We start from the raw sequence: 20,413 nt of genomic DNA, 5'->3' as shown, positions 1-20,413 counted from the left end.
CTCCTCGAATGAGAACGCAAGGGGTCGTGACATGGATCTTCCGCACATCAGTGCCTCGCTGAACGTCGTCCATCCGCTGTGCATCGAGCGGGGATACAACGCCGAGGTCTGGGACGAACAGGGCAGGCACTATGTCGACTTCATCGGCGGTATCGGCGTGCTCAACCTGGGCCACGGCCATCCGGCGGTCGTCGAGGCGGTCAAGGCGCAGATCGACTGCCTGATGCACTCCGCTTTCAACGCCCTGCCACACCGCGGCTACCTCGAGGTCGCCAGGGCGCTGGATGCCTTCGTGCCGGTCACCTACCCGCTCGCCTGCATGCTGACCAACAGCGGCGCCGAAGCGACCGAGAACGCCCTCAAGGTGGCCCGGGCCGCCACCGGGCGTCAGGCGATCATTGCCTTCGACGACGGCTTCCATGGCCGCACCCTGGCTGCCTTGAACCTCAACGGCAAGGTCAAGCCCTACAAGGAGAGGCTCGGTGCCCTGCCGGGCCCGGTGCATCACCTGCCCTTCCCCAGCCCCGACGGCGGCGTCGAAACGGACCACGCCATGGCCGCGCTCGAGCGCCTGTTCGAGGTCGAGATTCCCGCCGACGAGGTGGCGGCCATCATCGTCGAGCCGGTGCAGGGCGAGGGGGGCTTTCGTCGGCTGCGCAGCGATTTCGCCAGGCGCCTGCGGGCGCTGTGCGACGCTCACGGCATCGTACTGATCCTCGACGAGATCCAGTCCGGCTTCGGGCGTACCGGCCAGCGATTCGCCTTTTCCCACCTCGGCGTCGAGCCCGACCTGCTGCTGATGGGCAAGAGCATGGCGGCGGGGCTGCCGCTGGCGGCGGTGGCGGGTAGGGCCGAGCTGATGGATGCCCCGCCCAAGGGCGGCCTGGGCGGCACCTATTCGGGTAATCCCGTAGCCTGCGCGGCCTCCCTGGCAGTGATGGACCTGATGAGCGAGGGCAGCCTGCAACGCATGGGGGCGGCCCAGGAGTCAGCCATCGTCGAGGCCCATGAGCGCTTGCGCGAGCGCTTCCCGATGGTCGGCGCGCTGACCGGGCTGGGCTGCATGCGCGGTATCGTCTTCGAGGACAGCGCCGGCGCCAGTGGAACCCAGCATCTTGCGGCCCTGCTGAGTGCCGCTCGCGAGGCGGGGGTCCTGCTGATGCCCAGCGGCCGCCGGCGCAACGTGCTGCGCCTGCTTGCACCGCTGACGACGGAACCCGAGGTGATGCGCGAAGGCCTGGCGCGACTCGAACAGGCTCTGGAGATGCCGTGGGCATCGAGCCGGCATGACCCTGACCTGCCGCCAAGCGTACGCGAAGGCGCCGGGCCCCAGTAGAATCACCGCGTTTCAGCGCATCCACCGACCTTTTCCAGCTATGAGGAAGGAAGCATGAATCTCTCGCTCTACGTTTCGGCCGATGTCATTCGCGACCGCTTCTCACGCGCCATGTCGGCCATGTACCAGGCCGAGGTCCCCCAGTACGAGACGCTGCTCGACCTGGTCGACCAAGTGAACCGGGACACCCTGGCACACGACCCGGCCCTGGCCGAGCGACTCGCCAGATACGACGAGTTCGAGCGGCTCGGCGTCGAGCGCCACGGCGCCATTCGCGTAGGCAGCGCCGGGGAGATGGCCATGCTGCGCCGCCTGTTCGCCGTGATGGGCATGTTTCCAGTGGGCTACTACGATCTCTCCGTGGCGGGCGTGCCGGTACACTCCACCGCCTTCCGCCCCATCGACGACGCGTCACTGGCGCACAACCCCTTCCGCTTGTTCACCTCGCTGCTGCGCCTGGAGCTGGTCGAGAACGACGCCCTGCGCGAACGCGCTGCGGCGATTCTCGCCGAACGCGACATCTTCACCCCGGCAGCGCGCGAACTGGTCGAGCGCTTCGAATCCCAGGGCGGCCTCACCGAAGCGCAAGCCGACCGCTTCGTGACCGAGGCACTGGAGACCTTCCGCTGGCACAGCGACGCCACTGTCGACCTAGACACCTACGAGGCGTTGCACGCCGAACATCGCCTGATCGCCGATGTCGTATGCTTCCGCGGGCCGCACATCAACCACTTGACCCCGCGCACCCTCGATATCGACGACATCCAGCGACGCATGCCCGAGGTGGGCATCGAGCCCAAGGCGGTGATCGAGGGGCCGCCCCGGCGCGACTGCCCGATCCTGCTGCGCCAGACCAGCTTCAAAGCACTCACGGAATCCATTCGCTTCGCCGGCCGGAATCAGGGCACGCATACCGCCCGCTTCGGCGAGATCGAGCAGCGCGGCGTGGCGCTGACCGCCGAGGGGCGTGCGCTCTATGACCGGCTACTGGGCCAATCCCGAGCGAAAACCCAGGGGCTCGACAACGAGAGCCACCAGCGGGTCCTGGCGGAGATCTTCGCGGCGTTTCCCGACGATGAGGGCGAGCTGCGCCGCCAGGGGCTGGCATTCTTCGAGTACCGCCTCACCGAGGCGGGCAGGGCCGCGGGTACGGTGGTCGAAACCGACCTCGAGACGCTGATCGAACGTGATCTGGTGGAGGCGCGCCCGATCACCTATGAGGATTTCCTGCCGGTCAGCGCGGCGGGCATCTTCCAGTCCAACCTGGGCGGTGGCGAGAGCCAGGCCTATACCGGCAATGCCAGCCGTGAAGCACTCGAGGAAGCGCTCGGCGTCGCCATCATCGACGAGCTCGAACTCTACGCCGAGCACGAGCGACAGTCACGGGAGAACGTGCTGGCGGCACTTGGCCATTAACGCAACCAGCGGTGTCTGCTACCCCCCGGTCATGTTCATGAAGCGCACGACCTGGACATCGCCATCGGTGGTGAAGTGGTGGCGTTCGGGTTTCTTCGCCATGGCGGCGACGATGGCCGACTTGAGGCGCTCCGTATCACCGGGGTAGCGACGCAGCACCGCGCGCAGATCCACCGAATGCTCGTTACCCAAGCACAGCAGCAGCCGGCCCTCGGCGGTGACGCGCACGCGGTTGCAGGCGCCGCAGAAGTCGTGGCTGTGCGGCGAGATGAAGCCGACTCGCGAAGCGCTGTCGGCCATGCGGTAGTAGCGAGAAGGGCCCAGGGTGGTCTCGGTGGTGGGCACCAAGGGGTGACGCGCCTCGATGCGTGCGCGCACCTCGTCGCTGCCGCAGAAGGTCTCGGCACGGTCGTGGCCGATGGCCTCGCCGAGCGGCATCTCCTCGATGAAGCTGATATCGACGTTCTCCGCCCGGGCAAAGTCCACCAGGTCGAGTATCTCGTCGTCGTTGCGCCCCTTGAGGATCACCGCGTTGAGCTTGATGCGCGCGAAGCCGGCATCCTGCGCCGCCCGAATGCCGTCGATCACCCGGGCGAGTTCGCCAGTGCGGGTCAGCGCCCGGAAGCGCGCTGGATCGAGCGTATCGAGGCTGACGTTGAGTCGGCGAAGGCCACCGTCGTACAGCTGGCGCGCATGCTTCGCCAGGCCGGCACCGTTGGTGGTCATGGCGAAATCGGCCAGCCCCTCCAGCGCACCGATCCGCTCGACCAGGGTCTCGATGCCGCGGCGTACCAGAGGCTCGCCGCCAGTCAGGCGGATCTTCTCCACGCCGAGCTCGACGAAGGCCGCGCACAGCGTCGTCATCTCCTCCAGGGTGAGCACCTGGGCGCGAGGCAGGAAGGTCATCTCCTCGGCCATGCAATAGACGCAGCGGAAATCGCAGCGGTCGGTGACCGAGAGGCGCAGGTAACGCACCGTACGGCCGAAGCCATCGATCAGGCCGGGCTCGCGCGGAGTCGAAGTCATGCGGCCTTTCCTCGTGGTCGGACGCCAACGGGCACGGCTGTCGCGCGGCCGTCAGTCGTCGGTGAGCATGATGTCGCGCAGCTTCTGCTCGTCGAGCACTACCAGTCGCTGGCGATCGATGTTGACGGCGCCGCTGTCACGCAGCTTGGCCAGCAGCCGCGACAGGGTTTCCGGCGTCATGGCGAGCTGTGAGGCCAACCAGCGCTTGGGAATCGACAGGCGAACCACCCGCGGGCTCTTGCTGCGGCCCGCCGGCAGCTGGCGAAGGATATAGCTCACCAGCCGCGACATGGCATCGGCCTGGGTGAGCAGCGCCAGATCCTCCAGCCGCTCGGTGAGCTCCAGTGCCAGCCGGCTCATGAACTCGGCACGACACTCGGGCTGACGGTCCATGATCTCGCGGCAATGCGCGGCAGGGATGGCCAGCACGTGGGTACGCCGCAACGCCTCGGCGGAATACAGATAGATGCCTCCCCGGGACACCATGCTCAGCTCGCCCAAGGTGCCGCCGCGCTCCACGCAGCGAATGGTCGCCAGTCGCCCGTCGCCAGCGCTGCGCGTCAGGCGTACCGCCCCGTTGATGACGATGTAGAGCCAGTGAGCCGGTGCATCCTGGCGGAACAGCCATTCGCGGTTCTTCAGCGTCTTGAGTTCGGAACTCTCGAGCAGTGCCGCCGCTTCGGAGTCGTCGATTGCGCCGAGCCACGGCACGCCCTGCACCAGCTCGCGCAGTTGCTTGGGCTTGAACAGCAGGTCAGTCGTGGAACTGTCCGCCGGGCACATAGGGGTAGTCATGTCCTTCCTCCACATCGGTATCGGCAGCCATCAACAGATAGCCATGGGCCTGGCTGGCTGCCCGCAACATGTGGGACCCCTGCCCGCCAGCCAGATGGGCGGTCGGATGACCGCCCTGCCAATCGAGTACCACACGCACCAGCTCGGTACGTCCCGGCGCGCCGCGCCGCGCGAACCCGGCGCGAACCGGGAACCGCTCGAGCGGCCCCACCGTGCGCCCCTGACAGCCGCGGACGAAAGGCAGGGCCAGCAGCTGCCAGCCCACCAGCGAGGCCACCGGGTTACCCGGCAGACCGATCAGCGGCACGCCCTCGGGCGTGCCATCATCCAGGTAGCCGAAGGCGAACGGCTTGCCCGGCTTGATCGCCACGCCGTGGAAGACTAGCCCGCCCAGGCGCTCGAGCACCGGGCGCACGTGATCTTCCTCGCCCACCGAGACGCCGCCGGTGCACAGCACCAAGTCGGTGTTGTCGCGCGCGCGGCTCAGGGCGTCGTGCAATGCTGCCGGCGTGTCGGCGACGATGCCCAGATCGACCACCTCGCAGTGCGCGGCCACGAGTAGCGCCTGGAGCATCACCCGGTTGCTGTTGTATACCCGACCAGATTCGTAGGGTATACCGGGCTCGATCAGTTCGTCACCCGTCGACAGCAGCGCCACCTTCAGGCGCGGACGTACCGCGACCTCGGCAATCCCTTGACTCGCCAGCATGGCCAGCGCTGCGGCATCCAGCGGGCTTCCCGACGACATCAACCGCTCGCCGGCCCGATACTCCTCGCCGCGCCGACGAATGTTGGCCCCGCCCCGGGCTTCGCCGCTGACGTGGATGCGCCCCCCCGCGTCACGGGTGACTCGCTCCTGGGGAATCACGCAATCGGCGCTGGCGGGCACCGGCGCGCCGGTGAAGATGCGCGCGCAGGCGCCTTCGGGCAGTGGCGCCACCTCCGCGCCTGCCGGCACGCGCAGCGCCACCGGCAAGCCCGCGTCACCGGCCGCCGCCAGCTCGGCGGTGCGCAGGGCATAGCCGTCCATGGCACTGTTGTCGATGCCGGGCATGTCGAGGTGGGCGAACACGTCGTGGGCCAGCACCCGCCCGCAAGCGCTCTCTACGGCAACCGCTTCCTCGCCGGACAGCGGCTCGGCTGCGGCGATCAGGCGCGCCCTGGCGACGTCGAGGTCGAGCAGTCCCTTGGCGAGCGTGGCACAGCTCATGCATGGGCTCCTTGACCATGGTCAGGCGTCGCCTGCCCCTCGCGCGGCGCACACGTTGGCGCCTCGGGCAGCACCATGGCCACGAAGTTGCAGGGCCGGGTGCGCGCATCCAGCTGCTCGGCGAGGATGCCATCCCAGGCGGTGGCGCACGCCTTGGGCGAGCCGGGCATGGCGAAGATCAGGGTACGGTTGGCGACCCCGCCCACGGCGCGGGACTGGATGGTGGAGGTGCCGATGCTGGCCAGCGACAGGTGGCGGAACAATTCGCCGTAACCCTCCACGGCCTTGTCGAACAGCGGCAAGAGCGCCTCGGGCGTGGTGTCGCGAGGCGTGAAGCCGGTTCCGCCGTTGACCAGGATCACCTGGATGTCGTCGCGCACCACCCATTGGGAAACCGCTGCACGAATGCGATAGACGTCGTCGGGCACGATACGCCGCTCGACCAGGGCATGGCCGGCCTCGGTCAGGCGCTCGCTGAGCAGGTCACCGCTGCCGTCGCGGTCATAGCCGCGGGTATCGGATACGGTGAGCACGGCAATGCCGAGCGGTACGAAAGACGCATCGGCGTGGACATGGGCCATGGAATCTCTCCTATTGCATCAATGAACCGGCGGCATCGTCGTCGAGCTCGACCCCCTCGACACCGATCTCCGCTTCCAGCGCCAGCAGGTAGTGGCGCAACGCCCGGCGCGTCGCCTGCTCGCGCAAGGTATGTCGCACCCGCTCGACGACCGCTTCGAAGGGGAGCTGACGACCCTCGACGCGAGCATCGACGCTGACCAGGTGCCAACCGTAGCGCGAGGCGAGTGGCCGCTCGTGCAGCCCCTCCGGCAGGTGGTGCAGGGCGCGGTCGAGCTCGGCCACGGTCTGCCCCGGCGCCAGCCAGCCCAGCTCACCGCCCTCGTCCTTCGAAGGGCAGGCGGAATAGCGCTGGGCGAATTCGGTGAAGCGCTCCGGCACCGTCTGGAGCGTTTCGAGCAGGCTCACGCCCTGGCGGTACTGAGCGTCGCGAGCCTCGGCGTCATCCGGTGCCGCAGGCAGCAAGATGTGCCGCACCGCCAGCCGGGTGGGTTCGCTGAAGCGTGCCGGATCGGCGTCATAGAAGCGTCGGCAATCCGCCTCCGCGGGTTCCGGCACGTCCAGCTCCTGCTCCAGCAGGGCCGCGATGGCGGCCTCGTTGTCGCCCTCATCCGCGGCGACGTCGGCCACCAGCCCCCGCTCCACCGCGCGCCGGCGCAGCAGCTCGCGCACCACCAGCGCACGCGCGGCCTGCAGCTGCGCCTCGCCGGCACTGGACGCCGGGTGGTACTGCATTTCGTGGGCGATATCCGCCTCGCCGATGGCGGTCTCGCCGACCCGGATGGGCGGTGGCGTGGCCCCGCCGGGAATCTGTTCGATCTCGATCATTTGCATGGTCAACTCCAGGAACCTGATCAACAACCTATCGCGACTCGCGGCACCGCTCGGGGCTGATCCGTCGACAAGCCTGCGAGCGGGGCCGGCCCACCGGAGGCGCTGTGAACCCTTCCCTGGGCGCCACCTTCACCATCCATGGTGAAGGACCTCCTCTTCGGCTTGCCCCCGGCGCCCCTCGCTGGGGGTATCAGCGCTCGCCCTAGCCTGGACGAATGGGCCGACATCAACCCCGCTTGCGCACCAGCTGGTAACGCCGAGTGATGTAGCCCAACGGCACGCTCCACACGTGCACCAGTCGCGTGAACGGGAAGAGCAGGATGATGGTCAAGCCAAGGAAGATATGCAGCTTGTAGATCCACGACACCTCGGTCATGTACTCGGCCGCCCCGCCGCCAAAGAACACGATGGCCTGCGCCCAGGCGGCCAGGGTGATCATCATCTCGCCATCCAGATGGCCCAGCGAGAAGAACACGCTGATCACGCCCAGCGCCGCCTGGAAGACGATCAGCCCGAGGATCAGCGTATCCATGGTGCTGGACGAAGCGCGCACGCGCGGGTTGGTGATGCGGCGATGCAGCAGCATGGCGCCGCCCGCCAGGCACAGCACCCCGGCAATGCCGCCGACCACGATGGCCACCACCTGCTTGGCCCCGGCGCTCAGGAAGGGCGCATAGACCCAGTGCGGCGTCAGCATGCCGAACAGGTGGCCGAAGAAGATCACGATGATGCCGATATGGAAGAGGTTGCTGGCCAGACGCATGTTCTTCGACGAGAGCATCTGGCTGGAGCCGGTCTTCCAGGTGAACTGGCCGTGGTCATAGCGCATCAGACTACCGACCAGAAACACCGTACCGGCCAGATACGGGTAGTAGCCGTAGAGCAGGTGCGTGAGGTATTCGGAAAACATGGCGATTCTCCTGTTAGCGATCGGACGGGCCGCGGTCGACAGCCGGTGACATGATGCGTACGGCCTCGCTGTGCGTGACGCTCTTGCGCTCGGCGAGTCGCCGCCCCTCGGCGGACTGCAGCGCGCAGTCCTGATCGGATTCGGCGGAGAAACGCACGGCCTCCTCTTCCCACACCGCATCCAGTGCCTCGGGGGTGTCGTCCGGGGCTTCGTCGCGCACCTGGGGCCGGTGCGGCTCGACGTCGGCCTCGGCACCGATCAGCGCCAGCAGCGCCCGCGGCACCAGCGCCTGGTCGGCCTCGCGCTCCTCGAGGCGCGCGGTGAGCAGCGCCAGGATATGGCGGATCTCGCCCAGCCAGCGGCCGATCTCCGCCTCGCTGCAGGTGGAGAGGTACTCGAGAAACAGCGGCAGGTAGTCCGGCAGTTCGCGGGCATCGAGCTCGAAGCCGGCAGCCTGATATTCGTTCATCAGGTCGACCATGGCCTGGCCGCGATCCCGTGACTCGCCGTGGACGTGTTCGAAGAGCAGCAGCGAGGTGCTGCGCCCCTTGTCGAACAGCGCCACGTACTCGGCCTGCAGTTCCAGTAGATCGCCACCGGCCATCTCCTGGCACCAGGCCATCAGGCGCCGCTTGAGTTCGCCGCCCAGGCGTGGCTCGGCGCCGATGACCTCGATCATCTCGCCGGCCGCGGCCTGGTGCTCGGGGGTGGGGTAGTCCAGCAGGCGGGCCAGCACGCGCAGGCTGCGCATGCCGGGCTCCGGCTGGGCCATCTGCAGGGCGGCTTCAGCCATGACGGGCCTCCTCGGCTTCGGGTTCGTAGACTTCCACCGGCTTGACCAGGGTGGTGGTCTGGGAGCGGCCGTTGAACAGGCTCGGCTTGCTCTCGCCGTGGCAGCCGTCGCCGAAGCTGAAGCCGCAGCCGCCGCGCTCGGGGAAGGCCTCGGTGGCCATCTCGCGGTGGCTGGTCGGAATCACGAAGCGATCCTCGTAGTTGGCGATGGCCAGGTAACGATACATCTCCTCCACCTGGGCCTCGGAGAGCTCGACCTCCTCCAGCACCCCGGCGTCGGCCTGACCTTCGACGTGCTTGCCGCGCATGTAGAGACGCATGGCCATCAGGCGCTTGAGCGCCAGCACCACGGGCGCTTCCTCGCCGGCAGTGAGCAGGTTGGCCAGATACTTCACCGGGATGCGCAGCGACTCGATCTTGGGCAGCACGCCTTCGTACTCGATCTTGCCCGCCTCGGCGGCGGACTGAATCGGCGACAGCGGCGGCACGTACCACACCATCGGCAGGGTGCGGTATTCCGGGTGCAGCGGCAGCGCCAGGCCCCAATCCATGGCCAGCTTGTAGACCGGCGATTCCTGGGCGGCCTTGATCACGTTGTCGGTGATGCCATCCTTCTTGGCCTGGGCGATCACCTCCGGATCGTGCGGGTCGAGGAATATCTCGCGCTGGCGATGGTAGAGGTCGCGCTCGTCCGGGGAGCTCGCCACTTCCTCGATGCGGTCGGCATCGTAGAGCAGCACGCCGAGATAGCGAATGCGGCCCACGCAGGTCTCGGAGCACACGGTGGGCATGCCCGCCTCGATACGCGGGTAGCAGAAGATGCACTTCTCCGACTTGCCGGTCTTCCAGTTGTAGTAGATCTTCTTGTACGGACAGCCGGAGATGCACATCCGCCAGCCGCGGCACTTGTCCTGGTCGATCAGGACGATGCCGTCTTCCTCACGCTTGTAGATGGCGCCGGAGGGGCAGCTCGCCACGCAGGTGGGATTCAGGCAGTGCTCGCACAGGCGCGGCAGGTACATCATGAAGGTGTTCTCGAACTGGCCGTAGATATCGGCCTGCACCTTCTCGAAGTTGGCGTCCTTGCGGCGCTTGGCGAACTCGGTGCCGAGGATCTCCTCCCAGTTCGGGCCCCACTCGATCTTCTGCATGCGCTCGCCGGAGATCAGCGAACGCGGGCGCGCCACCGGCTGGTGCTTGCCCAGCTTGGCGGTATGCAAGTGCTGGTAGTCGAAGTCGAACGGCTCGTAGTAGTCGTCGATCTCGGGCAGATCGGGGTTGGCGAAGATGTTCGCCAGCACCCGCCACTTGCCGCCGATGCGCGGCTCGATCTTGCCATCCTTGCGGCGCAGCCAGCCGCCTTTCCACTTCTTCTGGTTCTCCCACTCTTTGGGATAGCCGACGCCGGGCTTGGTCTCGACGTTGTTGAACCAGGCGTACTCCATGCCTTCGCGGCTGGTCCAGACGTTCTTGCAGGTCACCGAACAGGTATGACAGCCGATGCACTTGTCGAGGTTGAGGACCATGCCTACCTGGGAACGAATCTTCATTTCACGGCCTCCTGAACGGTGTCGTTGCCCTCTTCATCGAGCCAGTCGACGCGCTTCATCTTGCGCACCAGGACGAACTCGTCGCGGTTGGAGCCGACGGTTCCGTAGTAGTTGAAGCTGTAGGCGAGCTGGGCGTAGCCGCCGATCATGTGGGTCGGCTTGGGACACACCCGGGTCACGGAGTTGTGGATGCCGCCGCGGGTGCCGGTGATCTCGGAGCCCGGCACGTTCACGTTGCGCTCCTGGGCGTGGTACATCATCACCATGCCGTTCTTGACCCGCTGACTGACCACCGCTCGGGCGGCGATGGCGCCGTTGGCGTTGTAGAGCTCGATCCAGTCGTTGTCCTCGACGCCGATGTCGGCCGCATCGTCCTCGGAGAGCCACACCACCGGGCCGCCGCGGTTCAGCGTCAGCATCAGCAGGTTGTCCGAGTAGGTGGAGTGGATGCCCCACTTCTGGTGCGGGGTGATCCAGTTCAGCGCCTTGGACGGATTGCCGTTGTCGTTGACGAACACCACGTCCTTGTACGCCTTGGTGTCGATGGGCGGGCGATAGACCAGCAGGCTCTCGCCGAAGGCGCGCATCCAGGCGTGATCCTGATAGAACTGCTGACGGCCGCTCACCGTGCGCCACGGAATCAGCTCGTGGACGTTGGTGTAGCCGGCGTTGTAGGAGACGTGCTCGTCCTCGAGGCCGGACCAGGTGGGGCTGGAGATGATCTTGCGCGGCTGGGCGACGATGTCGCGGAAGCGAATCTTCTCCTCCTCCTTGGGGTGCGCCAGGTGGGTGTGGTCGCGTCCGGTGATCTTGGACAGCGCACCCCACGCCTTCACCGCTACCTGGCCGTTGGTCTCGGGAGCCAGGGTCAGCACCGTCTCGGCGGCGTCGATGGCGCTCTCGATGCACGGGCGTCCCTTGGCCGGCCCCTCGGCCTTGCGGTAGTTGAGCTTGCCGAGCAGTTCGACTTCGCTGTCGGTGTTCCAACTGATGCCCTTGCCGCCGTTGCCGAGCTTCTCCAGCGCCGGGCCGAGCGAGGTGAAGCGCTCATAGGTGGCCGGGTAGTCGCGCTCGATCTCGATCAGCGCGGGCATGGTCTTGCCGGGAATCGGTTCGCACTCGCCCTTCTTCCAGTCCTTGACCTCGGGCTGGGCCAACTCGGCGGGGGAGTCGTGCTGGTGCGGCAGAGTGACGAGGTCCGTCTCCACGCCCAGGTGGCCTTCGCACGCCTTGGAGAAGGCCTTGGCGATGCCCTTGTAGATATCCCAGTCGCTGCGCGACTCCCAGGCCGGGTCGGTGGCCGCGGTCAGCGGGTGGATGAAGGGGTGCATGTCGGACGTGTTCAGGTCGTCCTTCTCGTACCAGGTCGCCGTGGGCAGCACGATGTCCGAGTAGAGGCAGGTGGTGGACATGCGGAAGTCGAGGGTCACCAGCAAGTCGAGCTTGCCTTCCGGCGCCGCGTCGTGCCACTTGACCTCCTGCGGCTTGCTGCCGCCCTCCTCGCCCAGGTCCTTGCCCTGGATGCCGTGGCGGGTCCCCAGCAGGTACTTGAGCATGTACTCGTGACCCTTGCCGGAGCTGCCCAGCAGGTTGGAACGCCACACGAACAGATTGCGCGGGAAGTTGCGGGGGTCGTCGGGATCTTCCGCAGCGAACGCCAGCTCGCCCTTCTTGAGCTGTTCGACGGCGTACTCCTTGGTGGACAGACCCGCCGCCTTGGCGGCCTCGGCCAGGTGCAGCGGATTGGTGGCGAGCTGCGGTGCCGAGGGCAGCCAGCCCATGCGCTCGGAGCGCACGTTGAAGTCGATGAGGCTACCCGGGTAGTCCTCGACCTTGGCCAGCGGCGAGAGGATCTCCTTGATCTCGAGCTTCTCGTAGCGCCACTGCGAGGAGTGGTTGTAGAAGAAGGAGGTGGAGTTCATGTGGCGCGGCGGACGGGTCCAGTCCAGCCCGAAAGCCAGCGGCAGCCAGCCGGTCTGCGGGCGCAGCTTCTCCTGGCCCACGTAGTGCGCCCAGCCGCCGCCGCTCTGGCCGATGCAGCCGCACATCACCAGCATGTTGATCAGGCCACGATAGTTCATGTCCATGTGGTACCAGTGGTTCATGCCGGCACCGACGATGATCATGCTGCGACCTTGGGTCTTGTCGGCGTTGTCGGCGAACTCACGGGCGATGCGCGCGGCCTGCTCGGCGGGCACCCCGGTGATCTTCTCCTGCCAGGCCGGCGTGTAGGGCCGGATCTGATCGTAGGACGTCGCGCCGTCGTCCTCGCCCTCCTCGCCGAAGCCGCGATCGATGCCGTAGTTGGCGCACATCAGATCGAAGACGGTGGCGGTCAGCACGTCGCTGCCATCGGCCTTCTTGAGACGCTTGACGGGCAGGCTGTGGAACAGCAGGCCCTCGGCCGCACCGGCTCCCTCGCCCTTGACGTGATCGAAGTGCTCGTGCTCGATGCCGCCGAAGTAGGGGAAGGCGACCCTGGCCACCTCGTCATGCTTGTCGGCGAGCGTGAGCAGCGGCTGGATGTCGTTGCCATCGGCATCGCGGGGTTCGAGGTTCCACTTGCCCTCTTCGCCCCAGCGGAAGCCGATGGAGCCGCGCGGTACGACGAGCTGGTCGCGGGTCTCGTCCCAGGCCAGAGTCTTCCACTCGGGGTTGTTGTCCTGCCCCATGTTCTTGGCGAAGTCGCTGGCGCGCAGCTGGCGGCCCGGCGCATAGCTGCCGTCTTCGCGCGCTTCCAGCTCGACCAGGAAGGGCATGTCGGTGTAGCGCCGCACGTAGTCGGTGAAATAGGCGCTGGGCTTGTCGAGGTGGAACTCCTTGAGGATCACGTGACCCATGGCCATGGCCAGGGCGGCATCGGTGCCCTGCTTGGCGGAAAGCCACTCGTCGGTGAGCTTGGAGACCTCGGCGTAGTCCGGAGTGATGGAGACGGTCTTGGTGCCCTTATAGCGCACCTCGGTGAAGAAGTGGGCGTCGGGCGTACGGGTCTGGGGCACGTTGGAGCCCCAGGCGATGATGTAGCCGGAGTTGTACCAGTCGGCGGACTCGGGCACGTCGGTCTGCTCGCCCCAGGTCATCGGCGAGGCCGGCGGCAGGTCGCAGTACCAGTCGTAGAAGCTCATGCACACGCCGCCGATCAGCGACAGGTAGCGGCTGCCGGCGGCGTAGCTGACCATCGACATGGCGGGAATCGGCGAGAAGCCGATGATGCGGTCGGGGCCGTACTGCTTGGCGGTGTAGACGTTGGAGGCGGCGATCAGCTCGTTGAGCTCGTCCCAGTCGGCGCGCACGAAGCCGCCCATGCCGCGGGCGCGCTTGTACTGCTTGGTTCTGGCCGGGTCCTCGACGATGGAGGCCCAGGCGTCGACCGGGTCTTTCTTCTCGGCCAGCGCCTCGCGCCACAGCTTGAGCAGGGGCTTTCGGATCAGCGGGTACTTCAAGCGATTGGCGCTGTACATGTACCAGGAGTAGCTGGCCCCCCGCGGACAGCCCCGCGGTTCGTGGTTGGGCAGGTCGGGACGGGTGCGCGGGTAGTCGGTCTGCTGGGTCTCCCAGGTGACCAGGCCATTCTTGACGTAGATCTTCCAGCTGCACGAGCCGGTACAGTTCACGCCATGGGTGGAGCGCACGATCTTGTCGTGCTGCCAGCGCTGACGGTAGCCATCCTCCCAGCCGCGGGACTCGTCGCGGACCTCGCCATGCTCGTTGGCGAAGGGCTCGCGGGCCTTGCGGAAGAAGTTCAGCCGATCGATGAAGTGACTCATGGTCGCTCTCCAGGCTCCTCGAAAGATGCGTGACCGCTGCTTGGGTCACTCTCTGGCGCCGGGCGGTCGATGGGTCTTCTCCACCGCTCCAGGCACGGTCTCTAAGCGTCGATTCTGGGGTATCGGTACGGCGATTACTGCCCGGTTACCTCCATATACCGCCGCCCTACCCCCAAGGTGATAGACGGCCCCGACCGGGGGAGATAGCCCGCCTCAGGCCACGACTCCGGTGCGCGAGCGCGGATCCCAGCGCATCAGCAGCATGCACACGGCCAGCGCGGCATAGAGGAACATGAAACCGGCGGTGCGGATGCCGATCCATTCGTTGCCGAGCACGAACATCAGCGGCAGCAGTGCGGCAAACAGTCCGCCGAGAGCGAGTGCCAGCCCACCCGAGCGCACCATGTCATCGCCGTGCTCGCGGTACAGCAGGCACATCAGGCTGCCCTTGCCGATGCCCATGGCCAGACCCATCGTCGTCAACAGAGCGACGAAACCGACCAGCGGCATGCTGAAATGCAGCGCCAGATCGCCGTGGATGCCGTGGATCTGCATGGAGAAGTCGGGGTAGGAGAGGAAGAACAGGCAGGTCATCACGACGGCGCTGACCCACCAGCGCAGGTCGCGGAAGTCGCGCCGGTCGGCCAGGGCACCGCCCAGGATCTGGCCCAACCCGCCGGGCAGCGTGAACAGCAGGGCCGCGAGCGCTGCCTGCTGCAGCGGCAGTTGGTACTGGGCGGCAAGATAGCCCGGCAGCCATAGCGCCAGGGCCACGAAAGTGCCGTAAAAGAAGCTGTAATAGAGCGCCAAGCGCCACACCGCCAGCGGCGGCAGTCCGAACCGCCCCGCGGCGAAACGGCGGGGCGAAGGACCGGACCGAGGGCTCCCGACCGCCGAAGACCTTCCCAGGGGCTCGTCATCGGCGAATACCCACAGCAGCAACGCCACCAGCAGCACCGGCAGCAGATAGAGCTTGGGCGCCAGCGGCCAGCCATAGGCGCGGCTGATCAGCGGCAGCAGGCAGTAAGTCAGACCGGCACCCAGCATCCCGGCGCCATACAAACCCAGCGCCAGCCCCACATGGCGCCGCGGCCCAAGAGCCGCCACATAGACGAGACCCGCGGCCAGCGAACCGGCCCCCAGCCCCAGGCCAGCGCCGGCCAGCAGGAAATCGGCATAGCCACGCGAGAGGGAGATGCCCCACAGGAAAGGACAGATCAGCAGCAGACAGCCGATCATCACCCGGCGGCCTCCCACTCGGCGGGCCAGCATCGCCATGGGCAATGCGGCCAGTGCACCGGTGAACAGGGGCATGGCCAGCAGGGTGGCGAACTGCACCTCGCCGAAACCGAGCGAGCGTTTCAACTCCACTCCCAGGACGGCGAAGATGGTCCAACTGGCGAATACCAACGCGAAGGCCAGCGGCGAGAGCAGCACCACCACGAGCGAACGGTAGTCGATCGACTGGCCCGCGGCCGGGCCGTTTCGGGCAGGTTTCATGAACGACGTATCCCGTGGCATGGTCGAAGACATTCTCGGAAGCGCCGTCTGTAGCGTCAAAAGGGCATACGAGGTACCTCTTTCGAGGCGAGTCCGGCTACCCCACCGCCCCGTCGCGTGCGGTATAGTCGGGCCTCTGCCCCACCCATTCCGACACCCCGCGGAGATCCGGCCCGGCAATGAAACTGCTGCAACGTTCCCTGGTGGCCCGCATCGTGGCCTCGCTACTGGCCATCAGCGGCATGGCGCTGATCAGCATCGTGGTGACCATGGCGGTGGCCGGCGGCAGCCAGGGCGATGCCGCCGCCATCAACGTGGCCGGCTCGCTGCGCATGAACACCTACCAGATCGTCGCTGCCCTGCAGCGCTACCAGCACCAGCCCACCGATGCCCACGAGGCGGCGGTACGCGTGTACGCCGAACGCTTCGGCCAACGGCTGGAAAGCGAGGAGTTGACCGGCGCCATCCCGCGCTCCGAAGCCCACGAATTGCGCAAGCAGTACCGTCTCATTCTCACCCGCTGGTACAACGAGCTGGGCCCCCATGTGGAAGAGGTCATCGATACCCGCCAGCTGCGCGGCGGCCAGCTCGACCGTACCCTCGACGACCTGGTCGGCGACATCGACACCATGGTCACTCAGTTGGAGGAGAACACCGAAGCCAAGATCCGCCTGCTCAGCGCCCTGCAGATCCTGTTTCTCGGCCTGACGGCGGTGGTAGTGGCCATCGCGCTCTACGACATCCGCCACAACCTGGTACTGCCGCTGCGTCAGCTGCTGGTGCTGGCCCGTCAGGCAACCCGGCGCGACTTCTCCCACCGCACCAAACTCACCGGCCGCGACGAGCTGGCCACCCTGGGGCGCACCTTCGACAACATGGCCGAGCAGTTGGCCTCCAGCTATGCCGAGCTGGAAGCGCGCGTGGCGCGCAAGACTCAGGAGCTGGAGCGCAGCAATCAAGTGATGCGGGTGATGCACGACGGCAGCCGCTCGCTGTACGGCGGCGGCAACGACCTGTGCGCCAGCGCCGCCCCGATGCTGCGGCACATCGAGCAGCTGCTGGAGATCGGGCCGATCCGACTGTCGCTCAATGATCCCTACGACGACCGTCAGATTCCCATCCTGGCCACCCAGTCCGCGCGACGCCCGGCCTACTGCCGCGATCACGACTGCCACGCGTGCCTGCTCGACCCACACCCCCTCAACCTGCCGGATACCGAGGAGGGAGAGTGCCTGCTACTGCCGGTGAGCGTGGGCGACGAGATGCTCGGTACCCTGGAGATCTGGCATCCCCGGAACCAGCGGCTTTCGGACAGCGTGCGCCGCCTGCTCAATGCCCTGGCCGACCAGTTGGCCACGGCCGTCTACTTGCAGCGACGCATCGAAGAGGAGCAGCATGTCTCGTTGATCAACGAGCGCACCGTGATCGCCCGCGAACTGCACGACTCCCTCGCCCAGTCCCTGTCGTATTTGAAGATGCAGGTGGCCCGCCTGGAGCGCATGCAGGCCAAGAACGCGCCCCGTGAATCCCAGACCGCCGTCTTCGATGAGCTGCGCACCGGCCTCAACAGCGCCTATCGTCAGCTGCGCGAGCTGCTCACCACCTTCCGCCTCAAGCTGGAGGGGCCGGGGCTACAGTCGGCCCTGCGCCAGGCCGCCGAGGAGTTCAGCGAGCGCATGGGCGCCCCGGTGGAGCTGCACTACGACGTACCCCCGCACCTGCTCAATCCCAACGAGGAGATCCACGTGCTGCAGATCGCCCGGGAGGCGCTGAGCAACACTCACAAGCACGCCGAAGCGCACTGGGCATCGGTCACCGTCAGCTTCGAGCAGGCGCGCATCCGTCTGTCCATCGAGGATGACGGCGTGGGTCTCGAGGACGACGTCTCGCCGCCCATGCACTACGGCCTGGTGATCATGCGCGATCGCGCCCAGACCCTCGGTGGCGATCTGGTCATCGTCAACCGCCCCGGCGGCGGCGCACGCGTCGAGCTCACCTTCACCCCGCAGACGGCCCGACTGATCACCCGCCAGCCGGCATCGACTTCACCCGTTCACGAGCAAGGAAACTGATCCCCATGGACCCGTCCGATCTCGAGTCTCCCGCCAGTATCCTGATCATCGACGACCATCCGCTACTGCGCCGCGGCGTCGCCCAGCTGCTCGAGCTGGAGGACGACCTCACACTGGTCGGCGACACCGGCGAACCCAGTGAAGGCGTACGCCTGGCCGATGAGCTCGACCCGGACATGATCCTGCTGGATCTCAACATGCCGGGCATGGATGGCATCCAGACCCTCAAGGCGCTACGCGAGGCGGGCTTTGCCGGACGCATCGTGATGTTCACCGTCTCCGACCACGAGGACGATCTGGTAGCGGCACTGCGCGCCGGCGCCGACGGTTACCTGCTCAAGGACATGGAGCCCGAGGAGATGGTTCGCCAGCTGCGTCAGGCCGCCCTGGGTCGCATGGTGGTCAGCGAGAGTCTCACCGCGCTGCTCGCCGAAGCGCTGCGCAGCCAGCGCACGCAACCGGCCACGCCGGACATCCACAGCCTGACCCAGCGCGAGCGCGAAATCCTGCGCGAGCTGGCCGCCGGACTCTCCAACAAGCTGATCGCCCGCAAGCTCGACATCACCGAAGGCACGGTCAAGGTGCACGTCAAGCACCTGCTCAAGAAGCTCAACCTGCGCTCACGGGTGGAGGCAGCGGTGTGGGCCGTCCAGGAGGGCATCGACCGGTAGGAAAACGAGGGAGGTAAGAGCGGGTTCTGTGTGGATACCTCCAATGACTTCTCGGCGCCGGCAGGGCGCCTCTCTTTTGCCTGTCGAGTTTTACAACATCAAAAAAAACAGTGGTTTATAAAAATACCCCTGCTACCCCTCAAGTGGTATTTCCCTGATTTTCCGGCCATTTCGCCCGGTTTCGCCGCTCCTAGCGGCGTCGTATCTTGCGGTCATCTGGACTGAATTGATCCCGGTCAGGCCTCAGGGTGCAAGCCGGGCATCGACGGACTCACCATCAGGGGAAACCACCATGGCCAATACCAATGCCGACCTGGGCAGGGTCGCCTCCGGCAGGAAGAATGCCGACCTCGAACACTGGGACGTCGAAAACGACGCTTTCTGGGAGCGCGAGGGCAAGAAGGTCGCCACGCGCAACCTGTGGATCTCCATCCCCAGCCTGCTGATGGGCTTCGCGGTATGGCTGATGTGGGGCATGATCACCACTCAGATGCGCAACCTCGGTTTTCCGTTCAGCGTCGACCAGCTGTTCACGCTGACGGCGATTGCCGGCCTCTCCGGCGCCACCCTGCGCATTCCCGCCTCGTTCATGATTCGCATCGCCGGCGGGCGCAACACCATCTTCCTGACCACCGCCCTGCTGATGCTCCCCGCCGCGGGTACCGGCATCGCGCTGATGAACCCCGGCACTCCCTTCTGGGTATTCCAGGCCCTGGCTCTGCTCTCGGGCATCGGCGGCGGCAACTTCGCCTGCTCGATGAGCAACATCTCCACCTTCTACCCGAAGAAGCAACAGGGCTATGCCCTGGGCATGAACGCCGGTCTCGGCAACTTCGGCGTCACCACCATGCAGATCCTGATTCCGCTGGTGATGACCGTGGGCATTTTCGGCGCCATCGCCGGTGGCCCCATGGAGCTGCAGCAGGCCAGCGGCACCCTGATCGGCCGCATCGAGGCGGGCACCGAAACCTGGATCCAGAACGCCGGCTTCGTCTGGCTGGTGTTCCTGATCCCGCTGGCCTTCGCCGGCTGGTTCGGCATGAACAACATCCGCGACATCACCCCCAACCCCGGCAGCCCCATGGCGGCCTTCAGCAAGATCCTCGGCCTCTACGGCGTGGGCATGCTCACCGCCATCGCCGGCGTGGTGGCACTGGGCTGGCTCAACATGTGGATCGCCCTGCCGCTGACCATCGGTCTGACGCTCGCTCTGCTGCGTCTGCTGCCCGGCCAGATCCGCGCCAACATCCAGAAGCAGTTCGCCATCTTCTCGAACAAGCACACCTGGTCGATGACGGTGCTCTACATCGCCACCTTCGGCTCCTTCATCGGCTTCTCGGCGGCCCTGCCGCTCTCCATCACCGTCATCTTCGGCAACATGATGGACGTGGCCGCCGACGGCAGCGTCACCCGCATCGCCAACCCCGACGCGCCCAGTGCCCTGACCTGGGCCTGGATGGGCCCCTTCGTCGGCGCCCTGATCCGTCCGGTGGGCGGCTGGATCTCCGACAAGCTGGGCGGCTCCATCGTCACCCAAGTGATCTCGGTAATCATGGTGATCGCCTCGGCGGCCGTGGGCTACGTGATGATGCTGGCCTACAACTCGACCGACCCCAACCAGTACTTCTGGATGTTCCTGGTGCTCTTCATCGTGCTGTTCGCCGCCAGCGGCATCGGCAACGGTTCCACCTTCCGCACCATCGGCGTGATTTTCGACCAACAGCAGAAGGGCCCGGTGCTGGGCTGGACGTCAGCCGTGGCCGCCTACGGCGCCTTCATCGCCCCGCGGGTGATGGGCGAGCAGATCAAGCTGGGTACCCCGGAGCTCGCCATGTACGGCTTCGCGATCTTCTACGCGATCTGCCTGGCGGTGAACTGGTGGTTCTACCTGCGCCCGAACGCCGAGATCAAGAACCCCTAACAGCAACCCACCCTGGCGCCGTCACGACCGTGCC

General features: G+C 66.5%; 15 protein-coding genes. 5 read left to right on the top strand and 10 right to left on the bottom strand.

The window, feature by feature from the left end; translation table 11 throughout:
* The first annotated feature begins 31 nt into the window (after nt 1-31).
* Both GFD32_RS14040 and hglS read left to right on the top strand, forming a co-directional pair.
* The gene (locus tag GFD32_RS14040; protein ID WP_163577230.1) at nt 32-1,336 is read left to right on the top strand and encodes a 2-aminoadipate transaminase; all 1,305 of its coding nucleotides are present in this window, start codon (nt 32-34) and stop codon (nt 1,334-1,336) included.
* Between the two features lie 54 nt (nt 1,337-1,390).
* Nucleotides 1,391-2,752, top strand: coding sequence for a 2-oxoadipate dioxygenase/decarboxylase HglS (hglS, locus tag GFD32_RS14035; protein ID WP_163577229.1), 1,362 nt, complete (start codon nt 1,391-1,393; stop codon nt 2,750-2,752).
* Nucleotides 2,753-2,770: 18 nt separating this feature from the next.
* On the opposite strand, the gene moaA is transcribed toward hglS, so the two are convergent.
* The 10 genes from moaA to GFD32_RS13985 form a co-directional block, all read right to left on the bottom strand.
* Nucleotides 2,771-3,778, bottom strand: coding sequence for a GTP 3',8-cyclase MoaA (gene moaA / locus GFD32_RS14030; protein WP_163577228.1), 1,008 nt, complete (start codon nt 3,776-3,778; stop codon nt 2,771-2,773).
* Nucleotides 3,779-3,829: 51 nt separating this feature from the next.
* Complete coding sequence (locus GFD32_RS14025; RefSeq protein WP_163577227.1) at nt 3,830-4,573, bottom strand: Crp/Fnr family transcriptional regulator; 744 nt, start codon at nt 4,571-4,573, stop codon at nt 3,830-3,832.
* Nucleotides 4,533-5,783 (bottom strand): molybdopterin molybdotransferase MoeA, encoded by a 1,251-nt coding sequence (locus GFD32_RS14020; RefSeq protein ID WP_163577226.1) that lies wholly within the window; start codon nt 5,781-5,783, stop codon nt 4,533-4,535. Before GFD32_RS14020 ends, GFD32_RS14025 begins: the two co-directional genes overlap by 41 nt.
* A complete protein-coding gene (gene moaB, locus GFD32_RS14015; protein WP_163577225.1) occupies nt 5,780-6,364 on the bottom strand; it encodes a molybdenum cofactor biosynthesis protein B in 585 nt (194 codons plus the stop codon). The genes GFD32_RS14020 and moaB overlap by 4 nt, the downstream gene beginning before the upstream one ends.
* A 10-nt stretch (nt 6,365-6,374) precedes the next feature.
* On the bottom strand, nt 6,375-7,196 hold the full coding sequence (locus tag GFD32_RS14010) for a peptidylprolyl isomerase (protein ID WP_163577224.1): 822 nt from the start codon (nt 7,194-7,196) through the stop codon (nt 6,375-6,377).
* 226 nt (nt 7,197-7,422) lie between these two features.
* Nucleotides 7,423-8,106 (bottom strand): respiratory nitrate reductase subunit gamma, encoded by a 684-nt coding sequence (gene narI, locus GFD32_RS14005; RefSeq protein ID WP_163557730.1) that lies wholly within the window; start codon nt 8,104-8,106, stop codon nt 7,423-7,425.
* Between the two features lie 13 nt (nt 8,107-8,119).
* On the bottom strand, nt 8,120-8,899 hold the full coding sequence (narJ, locus tag GFD32_RS14000; RefSeq protein WP_163577223.1) for a nitrate reductase molybdenum cofactor assembly chaperone: 780 nt from the start codon (nt 8,897-8,899) through the stop codon (nt 8,120-8,122).
* Nucleotides 8,892-10,448: a nitrate reductase subunit beta gene (narH, locus tag GFD32_RS13995; protein WP_163577222.1), complete on the bottom strand. Its 1,557-nt coding sequence runs from the start codon at nt 10,446-10,448 to the stop codon at nt 8,892-8,894. The genes narJ and narH overlap by 8 nt, the downstream gene beginning before the upstream one ends.
* Nucleotides 10,445-14,215: a nitrate reductase subunit alpha gene (locus GFD32_RS13990; protein ID WP_163577221.1), complete on the bottom strand. Its 3,771-nt coding sequence runs from the start codon at nt 14,213-14,215 to the stop codon at nt 10,445-10,447. The genes narH and GFD32_RS13990 overlap by 4 nt, the downstream gene beginning before the upstream one ends.
* Before the next feature lie 213 nt (nt 14,216-14,428).
* Nucleotides 14,429-15,715 (bottom strand): MFS transporter, encoded by a 1,287-nt coding sequence (locus GFD32_RS13985; protein WP_163577220.1) that lies wholly within the window; start codon nt 15,713-15,715, stop codon nt 14,429-14,431.
* 179 nt (nt 15,716-15,894) lie between these two features.
* On the opposite strand from GFD32_RS13985, the gene GFD32_RS13980 reads away from it, so the two are divergent.
* The 3 genes from GFD32_RS13980 (at nt 15,895) to GFD32_RS13970 (ending at nt 20,379) form a co-directional block, all read left to right on the top strand.
* Complete coding sequence (locus tag GFD32_RS13980) at nt 15,895-17,787, top strand: histidine kinase (protein ID WP_163577219.1); 1,893 nt, start codon at nt 15,895-15,897, stop codon at nt 17,785-17,787.
* A gap of 5 nt (nt 17,788-17,792) precedes the next feature.
* Nucleotides 17,793-18,458, top strand: a complete 666-nt coding sequence (gene narL / locus GFD32_RS13975) for a two-component system response regulator NarL (protein ID WP_240455662.1) — start codon at nt 17,793-17,795, stop codon at nt 18,456-18,458.
* Between the two features lie 292 nt (nt 18,459-18,750).
* Nucleotides 18,751-20,379: an MFS transporter gene (locus tag GFD32_RS13970; protein WP_163577218.1), complete on the top strand. Its 1,629-nt coding sequence runs from the start codon at nt 18,751-18,753 to the stop codon at nt 20,377-20,379.
* Nucleotides 20,380-20,413 lie beyond the last annotated feature (34 nt).

Origin of the sequence: Halomonas faecis (assembly GCF_010993975.1) — a bacterium.
GTDB lineage: Bacteria > Pseudomonadota > Gammaproteobacteria > Pseudomonadales > Halomonadaceae > Halomonas > Halomonas faecis.
This window is presented reverse-complemented; position numbering and strand designations above follow the sequence as displayed.